Source organism: Sulfitobacter sp., assembly GCF_041552635.1.
In the GTDB taxonomy this organism is placed as follows: domain Bacteria; phylum Pseudomonadota; class Alphaproteobacteria; order Rhodobacterales; family Rhodobacteraceae; genus Sulfitobacter.
The window spans coordinates 1-1,429 of sequence record NZ_JBFEKM010000363.1; the positions used below are offsets into that span (position 1 = coordinate 1).

General features: G+C 54.4%; 1 protein-coding gene and 1 pseudogene. Both read right to left on the reverse strand.

Annotated features, from left to right (window positions below; genetic code table 11):
- Window positions 1–950: calcium/sodium antiporter (locus ABYT07_RS21095; protein ID WP_372993952.1), on the reverse strand; the 950-nt coding region annotated here is incomplete at its 3' end.
- 173 nt (window positions 951–1,123) lie between these two features.
- Window positions 1,124–1,429, reverse strand: a pseudogene (locus ABYT07_RS21100) (S49 family peptidase); the annotation flags it as partial.

Sequence of the window (1,429 nt, forward strand, 5' to 3'; positions counted from 1 at the left end):
ATCAAAACGATAGTCAGGTAGAGCGCGTAGATCGCGCAAAGCAAAACACCCCAGAGCCGCGTGATGTCCCGACCCAAATAAACGAACGGGATCAGTAACAGCGATGCGCCCAGCATGACCCAAAAGTCAAACCGCAGGAATTCCGGATCGACATCAATTGGTCCAACCAAACTGGCCACACCAATAATGCCCAACAGGTTAAAAATATTGGACCCGATCACATTGCCCAACGCAACATCCGCTTGACGTCGCAAGGCGGCCATCACAGTTGTCGCCAGTTCTGGCAACGAGGTGCCGATGGCCACCAGCGTCAAGCCAATCACCGTATCGCTTACCCCATAGGCGCGCGCGATGATCGACGCATTATCTACAAGCAGACTGGCCCCAAGCGGCAAACCGATCAGGCCCAGCACCAAAAACAGGCCAATGCGCCAACTGGGCATGTCCGGATCCGCCCCTTCGGGCTCCTCCAGGTCGTCCGTCGCGGCACCTTTGGCGCATTCACGATGCTTTTGAGTGTCGCGAAACGCGTCGAACAGCACATAGGCAAGACCGCTCAAAAGGATCAGGCCAGACCAGAAATCATAGACCCCGCGCAGGGCTAAAAGAATGAACAGAACCGTCGCCGCAATCATCATGTTATAGGTCTTGTGGGTACGGCATTCAGACGTATGCATTGTCGCAAGCAGCGCCGGAACGCCCAACACCATCAAGATGTTAGCAGTGTTCGACCCAACGACGTTCCCTAGGGCAAGACCCGGCACCCCCTCGAGTAGCGCCTTGATTGAAATAAGCAATTCCGGCGCAGACGTCCCGAAAGCCACGATGGTCAAACTGACAATCAGCGCAGGAACACCAAGGCGCAGGGACAGGTTCACCGCCCCTTTGACCAAAGCATCACCCGCCAGAAGCAAGATGACCAAGCCAAGAACGCTAAGAACCCAAGGCATAATCATCCGCGCTTACCCCCGCAGCCGCAGGGGCCTTTGCCGATGCGGAATCGTCCGCAGGAAGTGCATTTTTTCTGACTTAGCGTTTTCCCGCCCAGCCAGTGCATTTTACCAAACCACGCAAGCGTACCCATGGCGACCAAAAACAGTAAAACAACCTTGAGAACCATGAGCTATAGGCCAAACTGAGCGTATGCAGAACGCTCTTCGATGCTGTCCACCGCATCGCCGATGATTTGGGCACCAAAGCGCGATAGCAAACCTTTTTTGCTGCCGTACCGAGCGAACTTTACCTTATCGCCAAAGCGCTCTTTCAGGAATGGCCGCAGATGGCCAATGCCGTCGATCAAACCCAGTTCTGTTGCGCGTTTGGCCAGCCAGATTTCCCCGGTAAACAAATCGACATCCGCCGCCAATTTATCGCCCCGTCGCGTTTTGACATGGTCGATAAAGTTAGCATGGATATCATTGAGAATGGA